Here is a 17112-nt window from a genome sequence, read left to right on the forward strand (position 1 = left end):
TGGGGGCGGCGCTCAATTTTGCGCAAGCGGTTGGCGCACGCTCTTTCGCCGCGACGCGCTATGCTTGGCCCATGAGCACAGCACTTGCCTTACGCCAACCTTGCCCACCTGGCGCCTGTGACTGCGGCCGCGAGCACCTGGCCGCGCAGCCGCCTGCGGCCCAGCGCATCCTCCTGCTCACCCGCCAGGAGGAGAAGCGCCTGATCGAGCGGCTGGAAAACCTCAAGGACCTTGAAGACCTGCAGCGCTTGCAGGCCAGGCTGTACGAGAACCTGGGCATTCGGCTGCATATCGCGCCCGGTTACAACGAGGTGCGTACCATGCGCGGGATAGTCATCGAACTCGATGACCAGCCTGGGTTATGCCGCAAGACCCGCCAGTCGATTCCGGCGGCTATACGGCGCGGGTTGGAGCGCAATCCGCAGGTGGCTTATCGCTTGCTGGATACCCATGACTTGCTGAGGGATGCTTGAGGCCCAGAAGTTGTCATGCCCAAACGCTAATTTTTCGGATGTTTCCTACGTCTACCAGAGAGCCGCCCTACGCCAAGCGCGTACCGGCATCCATCACTCAAGGAGACAGGCAATGACTTCCGTTTTCGACCGCGACGATATCCAGTTCCAGGTAGTGGTCAACCACGAAGAGCAATATTCCATCTGGCCCGACTACAAGGCGATCCCCAACGGCTGGCGCGCTATGGGCAAGAGCGGACTGAAAAAGGACTGCCTGGCCTACATCGACGAAGTCTGGACCGATATGCGCCCGCTGAGCCTGCGTCAGAAGATGGCGGACGCTGCCGCACAGTGACCGCGCTCAACCTGCTGTGCCTGCCTTATTCCGGGGCCAGCGCCATGGTCTACAGCCGTTGGCGGCGCAAGCTGCCAGCCTGGCTGCAGGTACGCCCGGTCGAGTTGCCCGGGCGCGGTGCGCGCATGGGCGAGCCGCTGCACACCGACATGCAGGCCTTGGCCCGGCAACTGGCGGCCGAGCAGCGCCAGGCCGCTGCTGCGCCGTATGCGCTGTTTGGCCATAGCCTGGGGGCGCTGCTGGCCTTCGAGCTGGCCCACGAGCTGCAGGCGCTGGGGTGCCCGCTACCGGTGGCGCTGTTCGCTTGCGGTACGGCGGCGCCCACCCGGCGTGAGGACTATGACGGCAAGAACTGGCGTGAGCCCAAGACCGATGACGAGCTGCGCAATGAGCTGCGGGAACTCAATGGTACGCCGGAGGAGGTGCTGGCCAATGCCGAGCTGATGAGCCTGACATTGCCGATCCTGCGGGCGGACTTCCTGCTCTGTGGCCGTTACAGCTACCGCCCAAGGCCTGCCTTGGCGTGCCCGCTGCATGTGCTGGGCGGGCAAGACGACCGCGCCAGTGAAGAGCAACTGCGGGCCTGGGGCCAGGAAACCCAGGGTGCATTCACCTTGCAGATGTTTCCGGGCAGCCACTTCTTCATCCATGAGCAGGAGGACCGTGTGCTCACGGCGCTGGCTGCAGCATTGGAGCCCCATCGGCTTTGCGCCTGATTGACGTTGCCGCTTGCCTTGGGGATGCTAGGCGTTTTCCCAGGCAAGAGGCAGACAATGCTGATCGATCCTCACCAGGCCACGTTGCTGGTCGTCGACATCCAGGAAAAGCTCATTGGCGCGATGAGCGACGCCGAGGGCACCCGCGCCCGGGCACGCTGGCTGCTGGCAGCATGCGCCGATCTCGCACTGCCGATCGTCATCAGCGAGCAATATCCCAAAGGCCTGGGTCACACCCTGCCCGAGCTTCTCGCCGCCGCCCCTGCAGCTGAAATCGTGGAAAAGACCCATTTTTCCTGCGTTGCGGCCCAGTGCCTGCCAGCCAGCTTGTTGGCGCGCGAGCAAGTAATCGTGTGCGGCATGGAAACCCACGTCTGCGTGCTGCAGACCGTGCTCGGCTTGCTGGGCCTGGGCAAGCAGGTGTTCCTGGTCGAGGATGCCTGCGACAGCCGTACCTTGGCCAACAAGGCTGCAGGGCTTGCACGGATGCGTCAGGCCGGGGCGCAGGTAGTTACCCGCGAAATGGTGCTGTTCGAGCTCATGGGCAACGCCAGCCACCCGCAATTTCGCCACATCAGCAAGACCTATCTGGTCGGGGAGCAGCCCTGAACGGCCGGCTGCTGGCTGCCGGGTTGATGGCCCTGGCGCTGCTGCAGGGCTGCGCCGGGCGTCGTGAGGAAGAGCCTGAGGCCGACCCTGCCAAGGTGCGTGCCCAACTGGTGCGCTTGTTGCCAGCCCAGGCCAGGGACCGCGAGGGCTGGGCCAAGGATATCCAAGTGGCGTTCGAAGCCCAGCGCATCGCCCCGAGCAAGAGCAACCTGTGTGCGGTGCTGGCGGTGACCGAGCAGGAATCGACCTTCAATGCCGACCCGCAGGTCCCCAACCTTGGGCGCATTGCCCGTGCCGAGGTCGACCGCCGCGCGGCGAGCCTGCATATCCCGCGGTTGCTGGTGGACGGCGCGCTGAATACGGCTTCTGGCAATGGCCAGACGTATCAGCAGCGGCTGCTTGCGGTGCGCAGTGAGAAGCAACTGAGTGCGCTGTACGACGAGTTCATCACCGGCCTGCCGCTGGGCCGGACCTTGCTGGGCGGGCTGAACCCGGTGCACACCGGTGGGCCGATGCAGGTCAGCGTCGAGTTTGCCGAGCAGCATGCCAAGGATTACCCCTACACCTACGACGGCACCATACGCCAGGAGGTCTTCAGCCGTCGTGGCGGCATGTATTTCGGTATCGGCCATTTGCTGGGTTACCCCGCGCACTATGAGCGCCAGCTCTATCGCTTCGCCGACTTCAACGCGGGCTGGTACGCCAGCCGTAATGCCGCGTTTCAGGCGGCCCTGAGCAAGGTGACGGGCGTGCCCTTGGCCCTGGATGGTGACCTGACCGCCCCCGGCGCGATCATGCCCGGCAGCACCGAGCAGGCGGCGCGCAAGCTGGGTGTGAAGCTGGGGCTGCGTAACCCGCAGATCCGCAGCCAGCTGGAACTGGGTGACAGCCTGGCCTTCGAGGACAGCAAACTGTACAGCGGGGTGTTCGCCCTGGCTGACGCAGCCGCAGGCAAGCCGGTGCCGCGCGCCAAGTTGCCGGGGATCGAACTGAAAAGCCCGAAAATCACCCGCAAGCTGACCACGGCGTGGTTTGCGGGGAGGGTGGATGAGCGGTATCAGCGGTGCATGAAACGCTAGGGCTGTCTGCCCTGGCCCGATCGCCGGCAAACCGGCGATCGGGCAGGTACAGGCTGCATCACCCTTTGCTCAGCGCCCCGACCACCTGATCGACACTGGCCTTGAGCCCGGCCACGGCGTCTTGCGGGTCACTTTCCACCACGAGCAACGTGGCCCCCGAGGCCTTTACCACCTCGGCCACTGCCGCATCCGGCTGCCGATGGTCCAGCACCAGCGCCACATCCTGGTTCTTGAGGTTCTCGCCCAGTGCCTTGAGCGCGGCTTCGTCCCACTTGCCCTCGGCCGGCAGTGTCTGTTCCACCACATCCAGGTTCAGGCCGCTGGCCAGGTAGCCCAGGCGCTCGGACAGGCTGACCACGCTGAGGTTGTCGATTTGGGCAAGCTTGGTCTGGCTGCTGGCGGTCAATTCCAGCAACTGGCGCTTGAGCCCCGCCAGGTTGCCCTGGATCTTCGCCTTGTCGGCGGGCGCCAGGCGTTCCAGGTCGTTGGCCAGCACGTCGGCCATGCGCCCAAGGTTGGTCGGGTTCAGCCAGGGGTAGGCGTTGTAGGCGTCATCGCCACTGACCGCGATGCCCGGCAGGGCACCGTCCACCGGCCGCGCTGCATCGATTTCGACGATGCGGATATTGCTGCGCCGGGCCATGGGGTACAGCGGGTCGTCACGCCAGATCGAGCGCAGGCCGATCACCGCATCGGCCTGTTGCGCCGCTTTGGCAAGGCTCGCGCCGCCACGGCTGCTGAAGTACGAAGGCTGGCGGCTGGCCGGCAGGTTGGCCGGCGCGGCGCGCTTGAGCTGCACGGCGGTGCCGTCGAGCAAGGCCGCAGCCAGGCTGTGGGTCACCGGCAGGGTGGTCAACACCTCGGTGGCGAGGGCGAACGAGGGCAGGCCGGCGAGGGCCAGCGCCAGGGTGAGCTGTTTCAGGTTCATGCCGGGTTTCCTTGCAGGCGTGGGACGAGGGCGCGGGCCAGGGCCGCGAGGGCGAAGCAAATGCCGGCAACCAGGATGATCGCGGCACCCGACGGTACCGGCAGGTCAAAGACGATCGGCATCAGGATGCCCAGCAGCGTGCTCAGGGTGGCGATCAGTACCGAGATGAAGAAAAAGCCTTTGAGCGACTGGCTGACCAGGCGCGCGGCAGCGGCCGGAATCACCAGCAGCGCACCGACCAGGATTGCCCCGATCACCTTCACCGACGCCACCGTTACCAGTGTCACCAGCACCACGAACAGGTAGTCCAGAGTCTTCACTGCCACCCCGCGTACGGCGGCCAGCTGGGGGTTGAAGCTGGCCAGGATGATGCGGTTGTACAGCGGCAGGGCCAGCGCCAGCACCAGGGCAGCGACGATGCCCAGCACCACCAGGTCCTGGGCGCTGACCGTCAGCACCGAGCCGAACAGCACGTTCTCGAGGATGTGCACGTTGATCTTGCCGGCCAGCATCAGCAGCAGGCTCGCGCCTAGAGCCAGCGACACCGAAAGGAACACCCCGATCAGCGTGTCAGGCGACAGCCCGGTGCGGTTGCGCAGGAAGTTGAGCAGGATGCCGAACAGCAGGCAGTAGCCGAACAGGCTGCCGTACGGCCCGGTATAGGGTTCGCCGAGCAGGATGCCGATGGCCACCCCGGTCAGGGCGGCATGCCCGACGGCTTCGGAGAAGAAGGCAAAGCGCTTGACCACCACCAGGGTGCCCAGGCCGCCCAGTACCGGGCCGATCATCAGGCCGGCGAGCAGTGCGTTGATCACGAAACCGTAGGCCAGTGCCTCGGGCAGGTAGCCAGCGCCGGCCCATTCCTGGACCAGTTGGCGGAATGCTTCGTAGCTCATCAGGTGCGGCCCTCGCTGCGCGGGTGGACGGAGAACAGGCTCAGCAGGCGCTCCGGGGTAAGGGCTTGGGCAGGTGGGGCGTCGAACAGTACCTGGCGGCTCAGCCCGGTGACCCGGTCGGCCAGGCGCAGCACCGCTTGCAGGTCGTGTTCGATCCACAGCACGGTGGTGCCGGCCTGGCGCCAGCCCTGCAGCAAGTGCTCGAACACCCGGATGCCGGCTTCATCGAGCGCCGACATGGGCTCGTCGAGCACCAGCAACTGCGGCTCGGGGATCAAACCCTGGGCCAGCAGCACGCGCTGGCGTTCGCCGCCCGACAAAGCGCCCATGCGCCGCTTGCGTTTGTCGAGCATGCCGACCTGCGCCAGCGCTGCGTCGATGGCTGGTTGCACGCGGCGCGAAAGGCCGAGAAAGGCTGGGCGGCGTTGGCACATTGCGGCCATGAAGTCGTCCACGGTCATCGGCAGGCCGCGGTCGAACTCCAGCGCCTGGGGGACGTAACCGATCACCTGCTGCTCGCCCGGCCAGTGCAGGGTCAGTTGGCCCTGGTGTGGCATCTGCCCGAGCAGGGTCTTGATCAGCGAGCTTTTACCGCCGCCGTTGGGCCCGACGATGGCATGTACGCTGCCGGCGGCGACGCTGAACTGGACCTGTTCCAGGATGCGCGTGCGGCCAAGCGTCAGGTCTATGCCAGCGAATTCGATGCCGGGCCCGCCGCGCACCATGAGGTTGGCGGCCGCGGTCATGCGCGGTTCTCCTGAATGGCGCGGACCACGGTGTCGAGGTTGCGCTTCATCTCTACTTCGTATTTGTCCTTGGTGTACTCGCCGTAGGAAATATGCGTCAGCGGATACAGGCGCACACCGGACTCACGCTGGATGGTCTCGACATAGGCCGACGGGAAGTCCATTTCCGAGAAGATCACCTTGACGTCCAGCGCCTTGAGCTGGTCGATGGTTTTCTTAAGCTGTGCCGGGCTCGGTTCGATGCCGTGGGCCGGCTCCACCACTGCCGTGACCTCCAGGCCGAAATCACGCACCAGGTAGTCGTAGGCTGCATGAATGGTGGCCACACGGAAGTTGGCGCCGGGTGCCTCGGTGACCTTGGCCAGCGCCTCGGCGCGCAAGCCGCGCAGGCGCTTGGCATAGGCGCGGGCGTTCTGGGTGTAGAACCTGGCGTTGTCCGGGTCGAGCTTGCCCAGTTCACGGGCGATGTTGTTGACCTGGGCAATGGTGGTGCTGATGGACAGGAAGGTGTGCGGGTTGACCACTTTGCCGGCACCGCGGGCGGCGATGCCGGTGGCCGCCAGCAGCGGCACGTTCTGGTTGGCTTCGATGATCTTGATGTCGGGCTTTTCACTGGCAGCGATCATGCGGTCGGCGAAATCGTCATGGCCGACGCCGTTGAGCACCACCACGTCCAGGCTGCCGATACGCTTGATGTCCTCGGCACGTGGCTCGTAGGCGTGCGGGTTGAAGCCTGCGGGAATCAGCGGCACCACTTCGGCCTTGTCGCCGACGATATTGCTCACATAGCTGTAGTACGGGTGCAGGGTAATGCCGATGCGCAAGGGCTTGCCGGTGTCGGCCAGGGCCAGGGCCGGTAACGCGAGGGCCAGGAGCAGGGTGAGGGCGGAGCGCAACATGGGGAATTCCTTGGGTTCAGTGACGGTGTTCGCGGGTGACCCCGGCGTCGTAATGGCTAGCCACTTGCTGCCAGCCAGCGGCGATCAGGGCTGCCTGGCCAAGGTCGTCCGGCACCACCGCGGCGCTGTCGCGGCGCAGCCAGACGTCAGGCTGGGCGCTGTGCTCGTGCGGCACGATCAGCAAAAAGCTGCCGGCGACCTGCGGGGCCTGGCTGCGACCCAGATAGGCGCCAGCCTCCAGCCACTGCCATTGGTGGCTGCCACGGCTCTGGCTGCCGGCGTCTACCACGAACGGTGGCAAGCCTTCCTCGGCCAACGACGCCACACTGGGCACGGCGGCGGTTTCTTCGCGCAGCAACTGAACCTCGTCGAATGCGACGCGAAGGTCGGTATAGATGCCTTGTTCGGCGGGCGTCAGGTCGCGGCGGGCGTCGATCTGGTGGCTGGCGATGGCCTGCTCGTCTTCGCGTTCACCGCGCAGCAGCACCACGCAGGCGGCGACGATGACGATCAGCAGGCTGACCAGCAGCACGTAGAGGGTTTCGTGCCCGGCGCCGGCGGGGCGCACCACCTGGGTACGGCTCAGGGTAGGGCCGCTCATGGTTGCGTGATGTCGGCGTAGTCGACTTCCACCACGTGGCCGGGGCCGGCATCGAACAGCACGTAGAACTCGCCGTCGGGGCGCTTGAAGGTAAGCGTCGAGTCATCGCCCAGCTTGCCGCCGACCAGTACCTGTTCGTCATAGCCGATCACGTCCAGGGTCACGCCCGGGGCGCCGCTGCCGTCCGAGAAGCCACCGGTGCATTTGACCTGGCCGCCATCGAGCTCTTCGCACTCGCACATCGGGTTGTGGGCCAGGGCCGGGCCTGCGGCCAGCACCAGCAGGGGCAGGGCGAGCCTGCGCATCATGTGCTTCATTTCTTGCCTCCTTGTTTTTCGAGCCAGGCCACGGTGGCTGGCGAAGCCTTGCTCAGCGGGACCGATGCCTGATGCATGCTGCCGTCCCAGCCTTCGAGGGTGATCCAGATCTGCGCGTCGGGCTTGGTGCGCGCAGGGATCGGCAGGTTGGTACCCATGCGGTAGGGCGCGCCGAAGAAGATGGTGCCGGCGGCGCGCAGGCTGCGGGGTTTGCCGATGCGCAGGTACACGGCTTTGACGTCGTTGATGCAGGCTTTGCAAAGCGCGGCGTTGAAGGGCTTGAAGTAGCCCGCCGGGCCGTCGGCGCGGGGCGCTTCGCTGCGCAGTTCGGCCAAGTCCAGGCTGTAAGGGCCGACCTGAATATCGCTGATCTGGTTCACGCCCAAGCCGGCATCACCGCGAAACAGCTTGGCGTCGGCGAAATACTTGGGCATGAAGCCCAGCGGGATGAGAATCAGCAGAATGTTCAAGTGAAAGCGCCACTTCAGCCACCACTGCTTGAGTGGGCGGGTGGGCAGGGCCTGGGCCTGGCTCATGGGCGGATCTCCACGGGGGTGTCGCTGGCGGTGGCACGGGGTGCACGGGGTGCACGGGGTGCACGCTCGCTGCGCTTGAGGGCGGCGGCGGTCGCCTGGGCGGTACGTTTGGTCCATATCAGCAGGCCGCTGAACACCATCAGCGTCAGGATAAGGCCGAAGAAGAACCAGATCAGTTTGACCGGCAGGCCGCCAAAGTCGCCGGTGTGCAGTGGGCGCATGGATTCGGTGACGAACTCCAGGGCGGAGCGGTCGCTGATCAGGAACTGGCTGTCGACGTTACGCGTGTAGGGGTTGATGTTGGCACTCTGGAACATCAGCGGGTACCAGCCCGGGCCGTTCAGGGTGATGTGGCTGTAGGCCGTGGCGGGCAGCGAGATGGCGTTGATTTCAAGGCCCGGAATGGCCAGGCCGGCGATGCGCGCCGCTTCGTCCAGGTCGATGCGCGGGGCAGGGCTGCCATCGGCGGTTTGCGGTACATCTTCCCGGGCGATCACAGGTGTGATCGGTTGGCTGGAGATCGTGATCTGGTTATCGAACAGGATCGCCTGGATCAGGAACCAGGTGCCGGTGATGGCAATGACCGCGATGAACCAGATCGACCAGACCCCGGCCAGGCGATGCAGGTCGCCCCAGAAAATGCGCGAGCCGTGGCCGGTGCGAATGGGCTTGAAGAAGCCTTTCCAGAACTTCTTGTACACCACCAGGCCAGTCACCAGCGAAGCGAGCATCGGCAGGCCCAGCAGCGAGACCAGGTACCAGCCCCAACTGAAACCGTTGGTGAAGGGCACCAGCCACCAGCCGTGCAGGGCACGGGTGAACGCTTCGAAGTTGAAGTCCGGGACCTTGCCCTGGATGGCCCCGGTGTAGGGGTTGACGTACAGCGTCGGGTTGCTGCCGTCGGGCAGGGTAACCCCGGCGTTGAGCGCAAAGTGCGAACCGTCCGGCTGCCTCAGTGTGCGCACCACCATATCCGGTTCGGCCTTGTGCAGGGCGTCGAGCACTTGCTGGAAACTCAGGCGTTCTGCGCTGTCGTCGGGCTTGTTGGCGCGCACATCGGCGTTGGCCAGCCAGACGATTTCCTGGCTGACCACGGCGAGCATGCCGGTGAAGCAGACGATCAGCACGAAGAACCAGATCGGCAGGGCGAGCCAGCTATGGACCAGGAACCACAGCTTGGACTTGGATTTTTTGGTTGATTTGGCCATCGGTCGGTCTTCTGAAAATGAGGGTCGAGCATATGCCCAACCACAGGGGCTGCATCTATAAAGACGAATGAGAATGGAAATCCTGCCTATTTAAATGCAAGCAAATGTTTCAGAAAAGCAAAAGCCGACAGGGCGCGGGGCGCCGTGTCGGCTTGAAGGCCGCAGAGGGTCAGGCGCTGGTGAGGGCGACCGGCGGTTGCGCTTTGCCGTGTCGGCGGGCGAGGTCCTGGTACAGCGCCTGGCCGATTTCGGCGGCACGGGACGGCAGTACCGACAGCAGGGTGTCGCTCAGGCCATGGCTGCCCTCGCAGAAACCTTGCAAGTAAACCGACGCTTCAAGGTCTGGGCTGGACAGTACCCGGTAGTTGCGGTCGACGTTGAAATCCTCGAGGTAACCGGCCAGCGGTGCCAGCAGGTCGCGATGCGAGCGGCGCTCGTAGCCGGTGGCCAGGATGACAGCATCGTAACGGTGGGTCTGATGCTGGTCGGTGGCCAGGTCGCGCAGGGTGAGTTCGATGCCGTCGCGGGTGGCGACAACCGCTTCCACCTGGCGACGGCACAGCACGTTGTGGCGCACCTGATGCGAAACCTTCTGGCGGTAGAGGATGCCGTAGATGCGCTCGATCAGGTCCAGGTCGACCACTGAGTAGTTGGTGTTGTGGTATTCACCCAGCAGCTTGGCGCGCTGCTCGGCCGGCTCGTTGTAGACCAGGTCGGTGTAGTCCGGCGAGAAGATCTCGTTGACGAACGGGCTGTCGTCCGCAGGCTTGAGCGCTGAACCGCGCAGTATCATGTCGACCTTGACCGACGGGTAGCTGTCATTGAGGTCGATGAATGCTTCTGCGGCGCTCTGGCCAGAGCCGATTACCGCGATGCGCATCGGTTTGCCCTCGGTGCATGGCAACTTTTGCAGGCTGCTCAGGTACTGGGAGTGGTGGAAGACGCGCGGGTCGTCCTTGAAGGCGCCGAATTTTTCCGGGATTTTCGGCGTACCGCCCGTGCCGACCACGACCGAACGGGTACGCCGGGTGTATTCACGGCCCTGCGCATCTTGAGAGACCAGGCGCAAATGCTCGACACGGCCAGCCTTCACTTCCGGCTCGATGCGCAGCACTTGCTCGCCATAGACGGCTTGATTGGCGAAATGTTCGGCGGCCCAGCGCAGGTAATCGTTGTACTCCAGGCGGCAGGGGTAGAAGGTGCCCAGGTTGATGAAATCGGCCAGGCGCTGCTTTTGGTGCAAGTAGTTGACGAAACTGTAGGGGCTGGTGGGGTTGCGCAGCGAGACCAGATCCTTGAGGAAGGATATCTGCAGCTCGCTCTGGGTCGCCAGCGTTTCACCATGCCAGCGGTATTGCTTCTGCTTGTCGATGAACAGCGCGTCGAGGGCGCGGCCTTGGGTGTGGGCGAGTTCCTCCAGGGCGATGGCCAAGGCCAGGTTGGAAGGGCCAAAGCCCACGCCGATCAGATCCTTGATGGTTTCCGGGTTTGAAGACTGGCTCATGGCTGCGATCCCATAATGGTCGAATGTGTGCGCCCGCCGGGGCTCCGGCGCCTGCGTGAGTACATTGGTTGGAACGAGCCATGTACCGGGGAATTTACTGGGGGCATTGCGCACAGCTTGTGCAGCCGGGCTAAAGAAGTGCGCCGCGTGGCCGATAGGCAGGTCAACGCAAGGACCTATTTCAAGGCAGGGACCGGAACATGGCAGGTATCGCGGCAATCACCATCAACAACGTTTCGGCGCAGGCCGCCGGCAGTGCTGAAACGGTAAAAAGCGAAGACGCACAGAAAAGTGGAGCCTCGGCCGCGTCGGCAGAAACGCCCAAGGCTCAGGGTGGCGGCGGTGCGCAAGGTGCGCAGCAAAGCGATGAGAGCTCGGAGCCTGCGCACATCAAGCAATTGCGCGAGATGATCAAGCAGCTGCAAAAGCAGTTGGCCGAAGAGCAGAAGCAGTTGGCCAACCTGATGGCGCAGAAAATGGAAGAGACAGCCAAGACCGCTGCCGTGAGTGCCAGGCAGGCGAGCATTACCACGCTCAATGGCCAGATCATGACCGCCACGTCGCAACTGCTCGAAGCGTTGCAGGAGACGGGTGGCAGCACTGCGGGTACGGTCGTCAGCACTCAGGCCTGAGCCTGTGTGAACCGGCCCGCCTGCGGATAACGCCGCAAACGGGCCAGCCCCTTGAGGCGTTACTCTGCGGCCAGGCGGCTCTTGTTCTGCCGGTCCGACTTGTACTGCATCGCCACTGCCGGTGCCGGCTTGGCTGTGCCGGTCTCCAGCCACTGGCGCATGCGGCTTGCATCGGCAAAGTGGGTGTACTTGCCGAACGCATCGAGGATCACCATGGCCACCGGGCGGTTGTCCATGCGCGTCAGCAGCACCAGGCAATGCCCGGCCTCATTGGTGAAGCCGGTCTTGGTCAGCTTGATGTCCCAGTTGCTCTTGTTGACCAGGTGGTCGGTATTGCGAAAGCCCAGTGTGTAGTTGGGTTTGCGGAAGGCCACGGTTTTTTCGCGGGTGGTCGACAGCTCGCTGAGCATCGGGTATTTGCGCGACGCCATCAGTAGCTTGGCCAGGTCGCGGGCGCTGGAGACGTTCTGCGTCGACAGGCCGGTCGGCTCGACATAGCGGGTGTGCGCCATGCCCAGGCTGCGGGCTTTGGCGTTCATTGCCTTGATGAAAGCCGGGTAGCCCCCTGGATAGTGGTTGGCCAGGGAGGTGGCGGCGCGGTTTTCCGACGACATCAGGGTAATGAGCAGGGTTTCGCGGCGGTTGAGTTGGCTGCCCAGGCGCACGCGCGAGTACACCCCTTTCATGTCCGGGTTGTTGGCGATGGTCATGGTGAGCATCTCATCCATGGGCAGCTTGGCGTCCAGCACCACCATCGCGGTCATCAGTTTGGTCACCGAGGCAATCGGCACCACGCGGTCGGCGTGGCTCGAATACAGTTCCTTGTTGGTATTGAGGTCGATCAGCAGGGCGCTGCCGGAAGCCAGATGCAGCTTTGAAGGGTCGCGTTGAATCTGGGCTGGGGGTTGTGCAGCAGCGGTCGACGGTAGGGTCGCGGTACCTGTGAGCAACAGCAGCAGGCTGAGGATGGACAGGGATGTTTTCACGTTCAGGCTCACTAAAAGTTGGTATGTCGTTGGCTGTGCAAGGGTTTCCCCCAAAAACCGCTCGCATTCTGGAGTATGGCTCAGCGGCTGTCGAATGCTCGTGGAGCCACCCGGTCGAAATGAAAAAACCTTCATGCTGTAACGGTTATTCTGCCTCCGTTCGTCGGTTTCGCGCCGGCAAAAAAAGACCCGCCAAAAGGCGGGCCAGAACAGGGCAAAGAGCAACGCACAACACATTCGTTTCAAGCGAGCAGGCAATCGTCCTTCAGTCGATCAGCAAGGGCCTGGGCTGATGCACGGGTGGCCAACGGTCCGCTCACCGCTTCACCGTTATGCACCAGGTACCAGCATGCCAGCAGGCCCTGCTCACGCAGAGTAGAGGGGACGGCGCTGCCGACGACGGACATGATCTGAATAGTGGCCATGTGGACCTCCTGTAAAACATGCCGCTACCTTACGCAGTGGCCAGCTCGGTTTGAAATCGACTCGCTCAATAGTGCTCATCAGCTTTATCAACTGTTCACTACTATGGCTCTTGCCACTGTCAGCTGAGCGCAGGGAAACGGTAAAGGTTGTGTAAGGGACGATGAACGGGCGGGTCTGTTACGCTGAACAAACGTTTCAGTTACGAACAAGGAGCAGGTCATGACGGCAACTCCCAGCAGGGACACCGTGCTGTGCATTTCCCTGGCCGGCCGGCCAGGTCACTTTGGCGTTCGCTTTCATAACCACCTGTACCGCCAGTTGGGCCTGGATTACTACTACAAGGCGATGAGCACCGATGACTTGCCGGCCGCTGTGGCGGGTATCCGCGCGCTGGGCATCCGCGGCTGTGGTGTTTCCATGCCGTACAAGGAGGCCTGCATGGCCTTGGTCGATGAGGTTGACCCGTCAGCGGCAGCCATCGAGTCGGTCAACACCGTGGTCAACACGGCTGGTCATCTGAAAGCCTACAACACCGACTACCTGGCAGTACGGCAGTTGCTCGAACAGCATCGTGTCGACCCGTCTACAGCCTTTGCCCTGCGCGGTAGTGGTGGCATGGCCAAGGCGGTGGCCAGTGCGCTGCGCGATGCCGGGTTCAAGGAGGGCATCATCGTCGCCCGCAACGAGCAGGCGGGGCGCCAGTTGGCCGACGTTTGTGGCTATCGCTGGGTCGCTGAGCTGGGTGACCGGTGCCCGCCGATGCTGGTGAACGTGACGCCGATCGGCATGGCGGGCGGGCAGGAGGCCCATGAGCTGGCGTTCAGCGAGAACGCCATTGCTGCGGCGCAGCGGGTCTTCGATGTGGTGGCGATGCCGGCGCAGACGCCCTTGATCCAGCGGGCGCAGGCGCTGGGCAAGCCGGTGATTACCGGCCTGGAGGTGATCGCGTTGCAGGCACTGGAGCAGTTCGTGCTGTATACCGGCGTGCGACCTGCCCGAGAGCAGGTCGAGGCTGCAGTGGCGTACGCCCGGGACGTCTAGATCCTCTTCTGCGGCCTCCTCGCGGGCAACCCGGCGAGAAGGCCGTCTGTGCGCAAAATCAGAACGCCTTGTGCCCCTTGTCCAGCTGCTCGTCCACCAGGGCCCGGCCATGGGCCAGCGACACATGCTGAGCGTTCTCAAGGTCAGAGAAGAACTTCATCGGCATGGATAAACGCTTGCTGGTATGGCCTTGCGGATCGGTGATCAGGCAGCCCGCAGAATAGGGCAGAGGGGAGTCGGGGTGAGGCATCACGCTGGCGGTGATGGTGTGGTCGCGGTATTCACAGTGAAGAGATTGCATCGTCCTTACCTCGCTGTGGCTAGTGAAGCTGTTACTTCCATATACCACAGCGAGGGGCCGGGAGTTCCCGGCCTGACGAGCGCGAGCCGACGAAGCTCACACTTTCGGATCAGCCCTTGAGCTCAGAGGGCTGAATCACTTCGACCCAGTAACCGTCCGGGTCCTTGACGAAGGCCAGATGGTTCATGCGCCCGTCTGCCAGGCGTTTCTGGAACGGCACGTTCAGCTCTTCGAAGCGGGCGCAGGCAACACGCACGTCCGGCACCGAAATGCAGATGTGGCCGAAACCACGTGGGTCGGTGTTGCCGTTGTGATAGGCGAACGCGGGGTCGTTCTCTGTACCGTGGTTGTGGGTCAGCTCAAGCACGCCGGGGATCGATTTCATCCACTGATGGCGCTCGGCGTCGTCGGCTGGAATCTGCGCCGGGTCTACCAGGGCCAGGAAGTACAGGCTGAATTCCGCTTCCGGGAAGTCGCGCTTGTCGACCAGGCGAAAGCCCAGCACACGGGTGTAGAAGTCCAGCGACTTCTCGATGTCCTTGACCCGCAGCATGGTGTGGTTGAAGACGAATTGGGCAGTGGCGGCGTCGGGCTGCGCGGTGACGCCAGGCAGGTTTTGCAGATCGTGCAGGCTCATGGGTACTCCAGAGACGAGGCTGGCACCGGGGCCAGCGGAACAGACAGGAGGGCCATGATACGGCAGTGAACCGATTGCGCAAATGAAAGCGCCCTGCACGAGTGCAGGGCGCTGGAATTAGAGGCCCGCGTGTGCGGGCGCGTGATGGGGTCGCTAGTCCTTTAGCTGTCTCGATATTGAGCCAGCCCTTGTGAAAAAAGTGTGAAGCAAGCGTTGACGTTTCATCAGCGCAGCCAACTTTCCACCGTGCCGGCCCCGTACTGTTCTTTCCACGCCTTCAGCCCGCGATGGTTACCACCTTTGGTCTCGATCAGCTCGCCGGTGTGCGGGTTTTCATACACTTTCACCACGCGCGGGCGGCGTTGTTGCTTTGGCGCATTGGTTGCGCCCCGGGTGACGGCCTTGGGGTCGAGGATGGCGATGATATCGCGCAGACTTTTGTCATAGCTTTTCATCAGGCCGACTAGTTTCTGCTCGAATTCGATTTCACGTTTTAGGCCGGTATCCTTTTTCAGCGCCTCCAGTTGAGCCATCTGTTCCTGGAGCGCTTTTTCGGCAGCACGAAACTCTGCAAGTCTGGACACTGTAATCACTCCTGTACGTCATCTGTGGCGGGGCGTGACGAACATTGAAGAGAAATAACGCCGGCCACGCGGGTGGGTTAAACTGTTCGCTGATGACGAGTGTAGACACTTGTGACAATTGGGTAAACCGCAAACTTTTCCAAATAAGACGGGAACTTTACAAGTTTTCCGGGCGCATAATTCCGGTGGGTACAGGCCGTCGGCCCGGCGCATCTAGACCATGGTCCAATGGTGCGCGCCAGAGCCTTTTCGCGATCATTTCTGATGATGGCCGAGCATTGTTCGGCCGCGTCTTGTCTGCGCCGCGTGCGTTCGCCGTGCATTGTTTCTGTCTTTCTCTGGATGTTCCCTCGCATGTTTGCCTCTTTTCCTCTCGCCCCCGGGCGCCGAGTTGCCGGCCTGTTGCTGATGTGTGCCGGCACGCACGCCCAGGCCGCCGGTTTTCTTGAAGACAGCCGTGCCAAGGTCGAAGCACGCACTGTTTATTTCAACCGGGACTTTCGTGACGGCCACAGCACTTCCAGCCAAGGTGCGTCCAAGCGCGAAGAGTGGGCACAAGGCTTCATTCTCAATGTGCAGTCGGGTTATACCCAAGGCCCGGTAGGCGTTGGTGTGGATGCTTTGGGCATGTTCGGTATCAAGCTGGACTCCAGCCCGGCGGACAGTAACAGCGGTTTGTTGCCTTCTTCCGGCCATGACCCCAGGCGCGCTGCCGACCAATACGCGAAGATGGGCCTGGCTGCCAAGGTCAAGGTGTCCAATACCGTGCTCAGATACGGCTCGATGATGCCGGATGTACCGTTGTTGAAATACAACGACGGTCGCCTGTTGCCCACCCTGTTCCACGGCGCCATGCTCACTTCAGAAGAAGTGCGCGACCTGAAGTTCACGCTGGCCCGCCTGAACAAGTACACCGCCCGTGATTCCACCGACCGCCAGGACATTCGCGTGCATTGCAAGAACAAGCGCTATGCCTGCGATACCCAAGCCGACCACTTCGACCTGGCAGGGCTGGATTACCGGTTCAATGACCGGTTCAGTGCTCAATACCAAGTGGCCAGGCTGGAAAACATATACCGTCAGCACTTTCTTGGCCTGGTGGCCAGCCAGCCGCTTGCGCTGGGCAGCCTGTCGGCCGACCTGCGGCTGATCAAGAGCGATGACATCGGTAGCGCCCGAGCAGGCCAAATCGATCATCGCGCCTTCAGCGCCATGCTCGGCTACAGCCTGGGCGGCCATAAGGTCAGCGCAGGCTGGCAGCGCATGTATGGCGAAAACGCCATGCCCTACCTCGATGGCAGCAACCCGTACCTGGTCAACTATGCGCAGGTCAACGACTTCGCCGCCGCGCAGGAGCGCTCATGGCAGTTGCGTTACGACTACGACTTCAAGGCCCTGGGCGTGCCGGGCCTGACGTTCTTCACCCGCTATATCAATGGCGACCACATCAAGGTCCCGGGTAGTGACGCCCAAGGCAAGGAGTGGGAGCGCGACACCGAGCTCAAGTACCAGGTACAGAGCGGTACCTTCAAAGATGTCAGCGTGCGCCTGCGCAATTCTACCTACCGCAGCAACTACGAAAAGTGGGCGCGTGACATGGACGAAACACGGGTCATCGTCAGCTACAACTTCTCGATCTTCTGAGTGCGCTTTGCCAAA

General features: G+C 63.1%; 22 protein-coding genes. 8 read left to right on the forward strand and 14 right to left on the reverse strand.

All coding sequences use genetic code 11. The annotated features are described in order from the left end of the window. Positions 1-71: 71 nt before the first annotated feature. The 5 genes from ACEWE8_RS05760 (at position 72) to ACEWE8_RS05780 (ending at position 3211) form a co-directional block, all read left to right on the forward strand. Positions 72-473, forward strand: a complete 402-nt coding sequence (locus tag ACEWE8_RS05760; protein ID WP_046785622.1) for a hypothetical protein — start codon at positions 72-74, stop codon at positions 471-473. 112 nt (positions 474-585) lie between these two features. After that, a complete protein-coding gene (locus ACEWE8_RS05765; protein WP_046785621.1) occupies positions 586-807 on the forward strand; it encodes an MbtH family protein in 222 nt (73 codons plus the stop codon). After that, positions 804-1523 (forward strand): thioesterase II family protein, encoded by a 720-nt coding sequence (locus ACEWE8_RS05770; RefSeq protein ID WP_046785620.1) that lies wholly within the window; start codon positions 804-806, stop codon positions 1521-1523. The genes ACEWE8_RS05765 and ACEWE8_RS05770 overlap by 4 nt, the downstream gene beginning before the upstream one ends. A 57-nt stretch (positions 1524-1580) precedes the next feature. After that, positions 1581-2132 carry a hydrolase gene (locus ACEWE8_RS05775; protein WP_046785619.1) on the forward strand — a complete coding sequence of 184 codons (552 nt, stop codon included), beginning with the start codon at positions 1581-1583 and terminating at the stop codon, positions 2130-2132. 26 nt (positions 2133-2158) lie between these two features. Continuing rightward, positions 2159-3211, forward strand: coding sequence for a DUF1615 domain-containing protein (locus ACEWE8_RS05780; protein WP_046785618.1), 1053 nt, complete (start codon positions 2159-2161; stop codon positions 3209-3211). A 58-nt stretch (positions 3212-3269) separates the two neighbouring features. On the opposite strand, the gene ACEWE8_RS05785 is transcribed toward ACEWE8_RS05780, so the two are convergent. The 9 genes from ACEWE8_RS05785 to ACEWE8_RS05825 form a co-directional block, all read right to left on the reverse strand. Further along, positions 3270-4139: a metal ABC transporter solute-binding protein, Zn/Mn family gene (locus ACEWE8_RS05785; protein WP_046785617.1), complete on the reverse strand. Its 870-nt coding sequence runs from the start codon at positions 4137-4139 to the stop codon at positions 3270-3272. Continuing rightward, positions 4136-5035, reverse strand: coding sequence for a metal ABC transporter permease (locus tag ACEWE8_RS05790; protein ID WP_046785616.1), 900 nt, complete (start codon positions 5033-5035; stop codon positions 4136-4138). The genes ACEWE8_RS05785 and ACEWE8_RS05790 overlap by 4 nt, the downstream gene beginning before the upstream one ends. Beyond that, positions 5035-5781, reverse strand: a complete 747-nt coding sequence (locus ACEWE8_RS05795) for a metal ABC transporter ATP-binding protein (RefSeq protein WP_046785615.1) — start codon at positions 5779-5781, stop codon at positions 5035-5037. The genes ACEWE8_RS05790 and ACEWE8_RS05795 overlap by 1 nt, the downstream gene beginning before the upstream one ends. Beyond that, positions 5778-6680, reverse strand: coding sequence for a metal ABC transporter substrate-binding protein (locus ACEWE8_RS05800; RefSeq protein ID WP_046785614.1), 903 nt, complete (start codon positions 6678-6680; stop codon positions 5778-5780). The genes ACEWE8_RS05795 and ACEWE8_RS05800 overlap by 4 nt, the downstream gene beginning before the upstream one ends. A 16-nt stretch (positions 6681-6696) precedes the next feature. Continuing rightward, a complete protein-coding gene (locus tag ACEWE8_RS05805; protein ID WP_046785667.1) occupies positions 6697-7266 on the reverse strand; it encodes a DUF6162 family protein in 570 nt (189 codons plus the stop codon). An 11-nt stretch (positions 7267-7277) separates the two neighbouring features. Then, on the reverse strand, positions 7278-7598 hold the full coding sequence (locus ACEWE8_RS05810; RefSeq protein ID WP_039601114.1) for a hypothetical protein: 321 nt from the start codon (positions 7596-7598) through the stop codon (positions 7278-7280). Beyond that, entirely contained in the window at positions 7595-8134 is a 540-nt protein-coding gene (locus ACEWE8_RS05815) for a hypothetical protein (RefSeq protein WP_046785613.1), read from the reverse strand. Before ACEWE8_RS05815 ends, ACEWE8_RS05810 begins: the two co-directional genes overlap by 4 nt. Continuing rightward, positions 8131-9342, reverse strand: a complete 1212-nt coding sequence (locus ACEWE8_RS05820) for a PepSY domain-containing protein (RefSeq protein ID WP_046785612.1) — start codon at positions 9340-9342, stop codon at positions 8131-8133. The genes ACEWE8_RS05815 and ACEWE8_RS05820 overlap by 4 nt, the downstream gene beginning before the upstream one ends. 169 nt (positions 9343-9511) lie before the next feature. Beyond that, positions 9512-10846 (reverse strand): lysine N(6)-hydroxylase/L-ornithine N(5)-oxygenase family protein, encoded by a 1335-nt coding sequence (locus ACEWE8_RS05825; RefSeq protein WP_046785611.1) that lies wholly within the window; start codon positions 10844-10846, stop codon positions 9512-9514. A 200-nt stretch (positions 10847-11046) separates the two neighbouring features. Here ACEWE8_RS05825 and ACEWE8_RS05830 point away from each other — a divergent pair, with 200 nt between their 5' ends. Next, positions 11047-11478: a hypothetical protein gene (locus ACEWE8_RS05830; RefSeq protein ID WP_046785610.1), complete on the forward strand. Its 432-nt coding sequence runs from the start codon at positions 11047-11049 to the stop codon at positions 11476-11478. A 59-nt stretch (positions 11479-11537) separates the two neighbouring features. On the opposite strand, the gene pbpG is transcribed toward ACEWE8_RS05830, so the two are convergent. Beyond that, positions 11538-12464, reverse strand: a complete 927-nt coding sequence (pbpG, locus tag ACEWE8_RS05835) for a D-alanyl-D-alanine endopeptidase (RefSeq protein WP_042111355.1) — start codon at positions 12462-12464, stop codon at positions 11538-11540. A 242-nt stretch (positions 12465-12706) separates the two neighbouring features. Then, positions 12707-12889 (reverse strand): hypothetical protein, encoded by a 183-nt coding sequence (locus ACEWE8_RS05840; RefSeq protein WP_046785609.1) that lies wholly within the window; start codon positions 12887-12889, stop codon positions 12707-12709. A 220-nt stretch (positions 12890-13109) separates the two neighbouring features. Between ACEWE8_RS05840 and ACEWE8_RS05845 the strand changes: the two genes are divergently transcribed. Next, positions 13110-13931, forward strand: coding sequence for a shikimate 5-dehydrogenase (locus ACEWE8_RS05845; RefSeq protein ID WP_046785608.1), 822 nt, complete (start codon positions 13110-13112; stop codon positions 13929-13931). Positions 13932-13989: 58 nt separating this feature from the next. Here the strand turns inward: ACEWE8_RS05845 and ACEWE8_RS05850 are convergent, their stop codons facing one another. The 3 genes from ACEWE8_RS05850 to ACEWE8_RS05860 all read right to left on the reverse strand — a co-directional run bounded on the left by ACEWE8_RS05850 (position 13990) and on the right by ACEWE8_RS05860 (position 15453). Next, positions 13990-14232, reverse strand: a complete 243-nt coding sequence (locus ACEWE8_RS05850; protein ID WP_039601125.1) for a hypothetical protein — start codon at positions 14230-14232, stop codon at positions 13990-13992. Between the two features lie 109 nt (positions 14233-14341). Then, complete coding sequence (gene gloA / locus ACEWE8_RS05855; RefSeq protein WP_046785607.1) at positions 14342-14869, reverse strand: lactoylglutathione lyase; 528 nt, start codon at positions 14867-14869, stop codon at positions 14342-14344. 224 nt (positions 14870-15093) lie between these two features. After that, positions 15094-15453 carry a histone-like nucleoid-structuring protein, MvaT/MvaU family gene (locus ACEWE8_RS05860; protein ID WP_046785606.1) on the reverse strand — a complete coding sequence of 120 codons (360 nt, stop codon included), beginning with the start codon at positions 15451-15453 and terminating at the stop codon, positions 15094-15096. A 354-nt stretch (positions 15454-15807) separates the two neighbouring features. Here ACEWE8_RS05860 and ACEWE8_RS05865 point away from each other — a divergent pair, with 354 nt between their 5' ends. Continuing rightward, positions 15808-17097, forward strand: coding sequence for an OprD family porin (locus tag ACEWE8_RS05865; protein WP_046785605.1), 1290 nt, complete (start codon positions 15808-15810; stop codon positions 17095-17097). The last annotated feature ends 15 nt before the right edge of the window (positions 17098-17112 follow it).

It is taken from the genome of Pseudomonas sp. TR47 (assembly GCF_044143025.1).
GTDB classification, from domain to species: Bacteria; Pseudomonadota; Gammaproteobacteria; order Pseudomonadales; family Pseudomonadaceae; genus Aquipseudomonas; species Aquipseudomonas putida_E.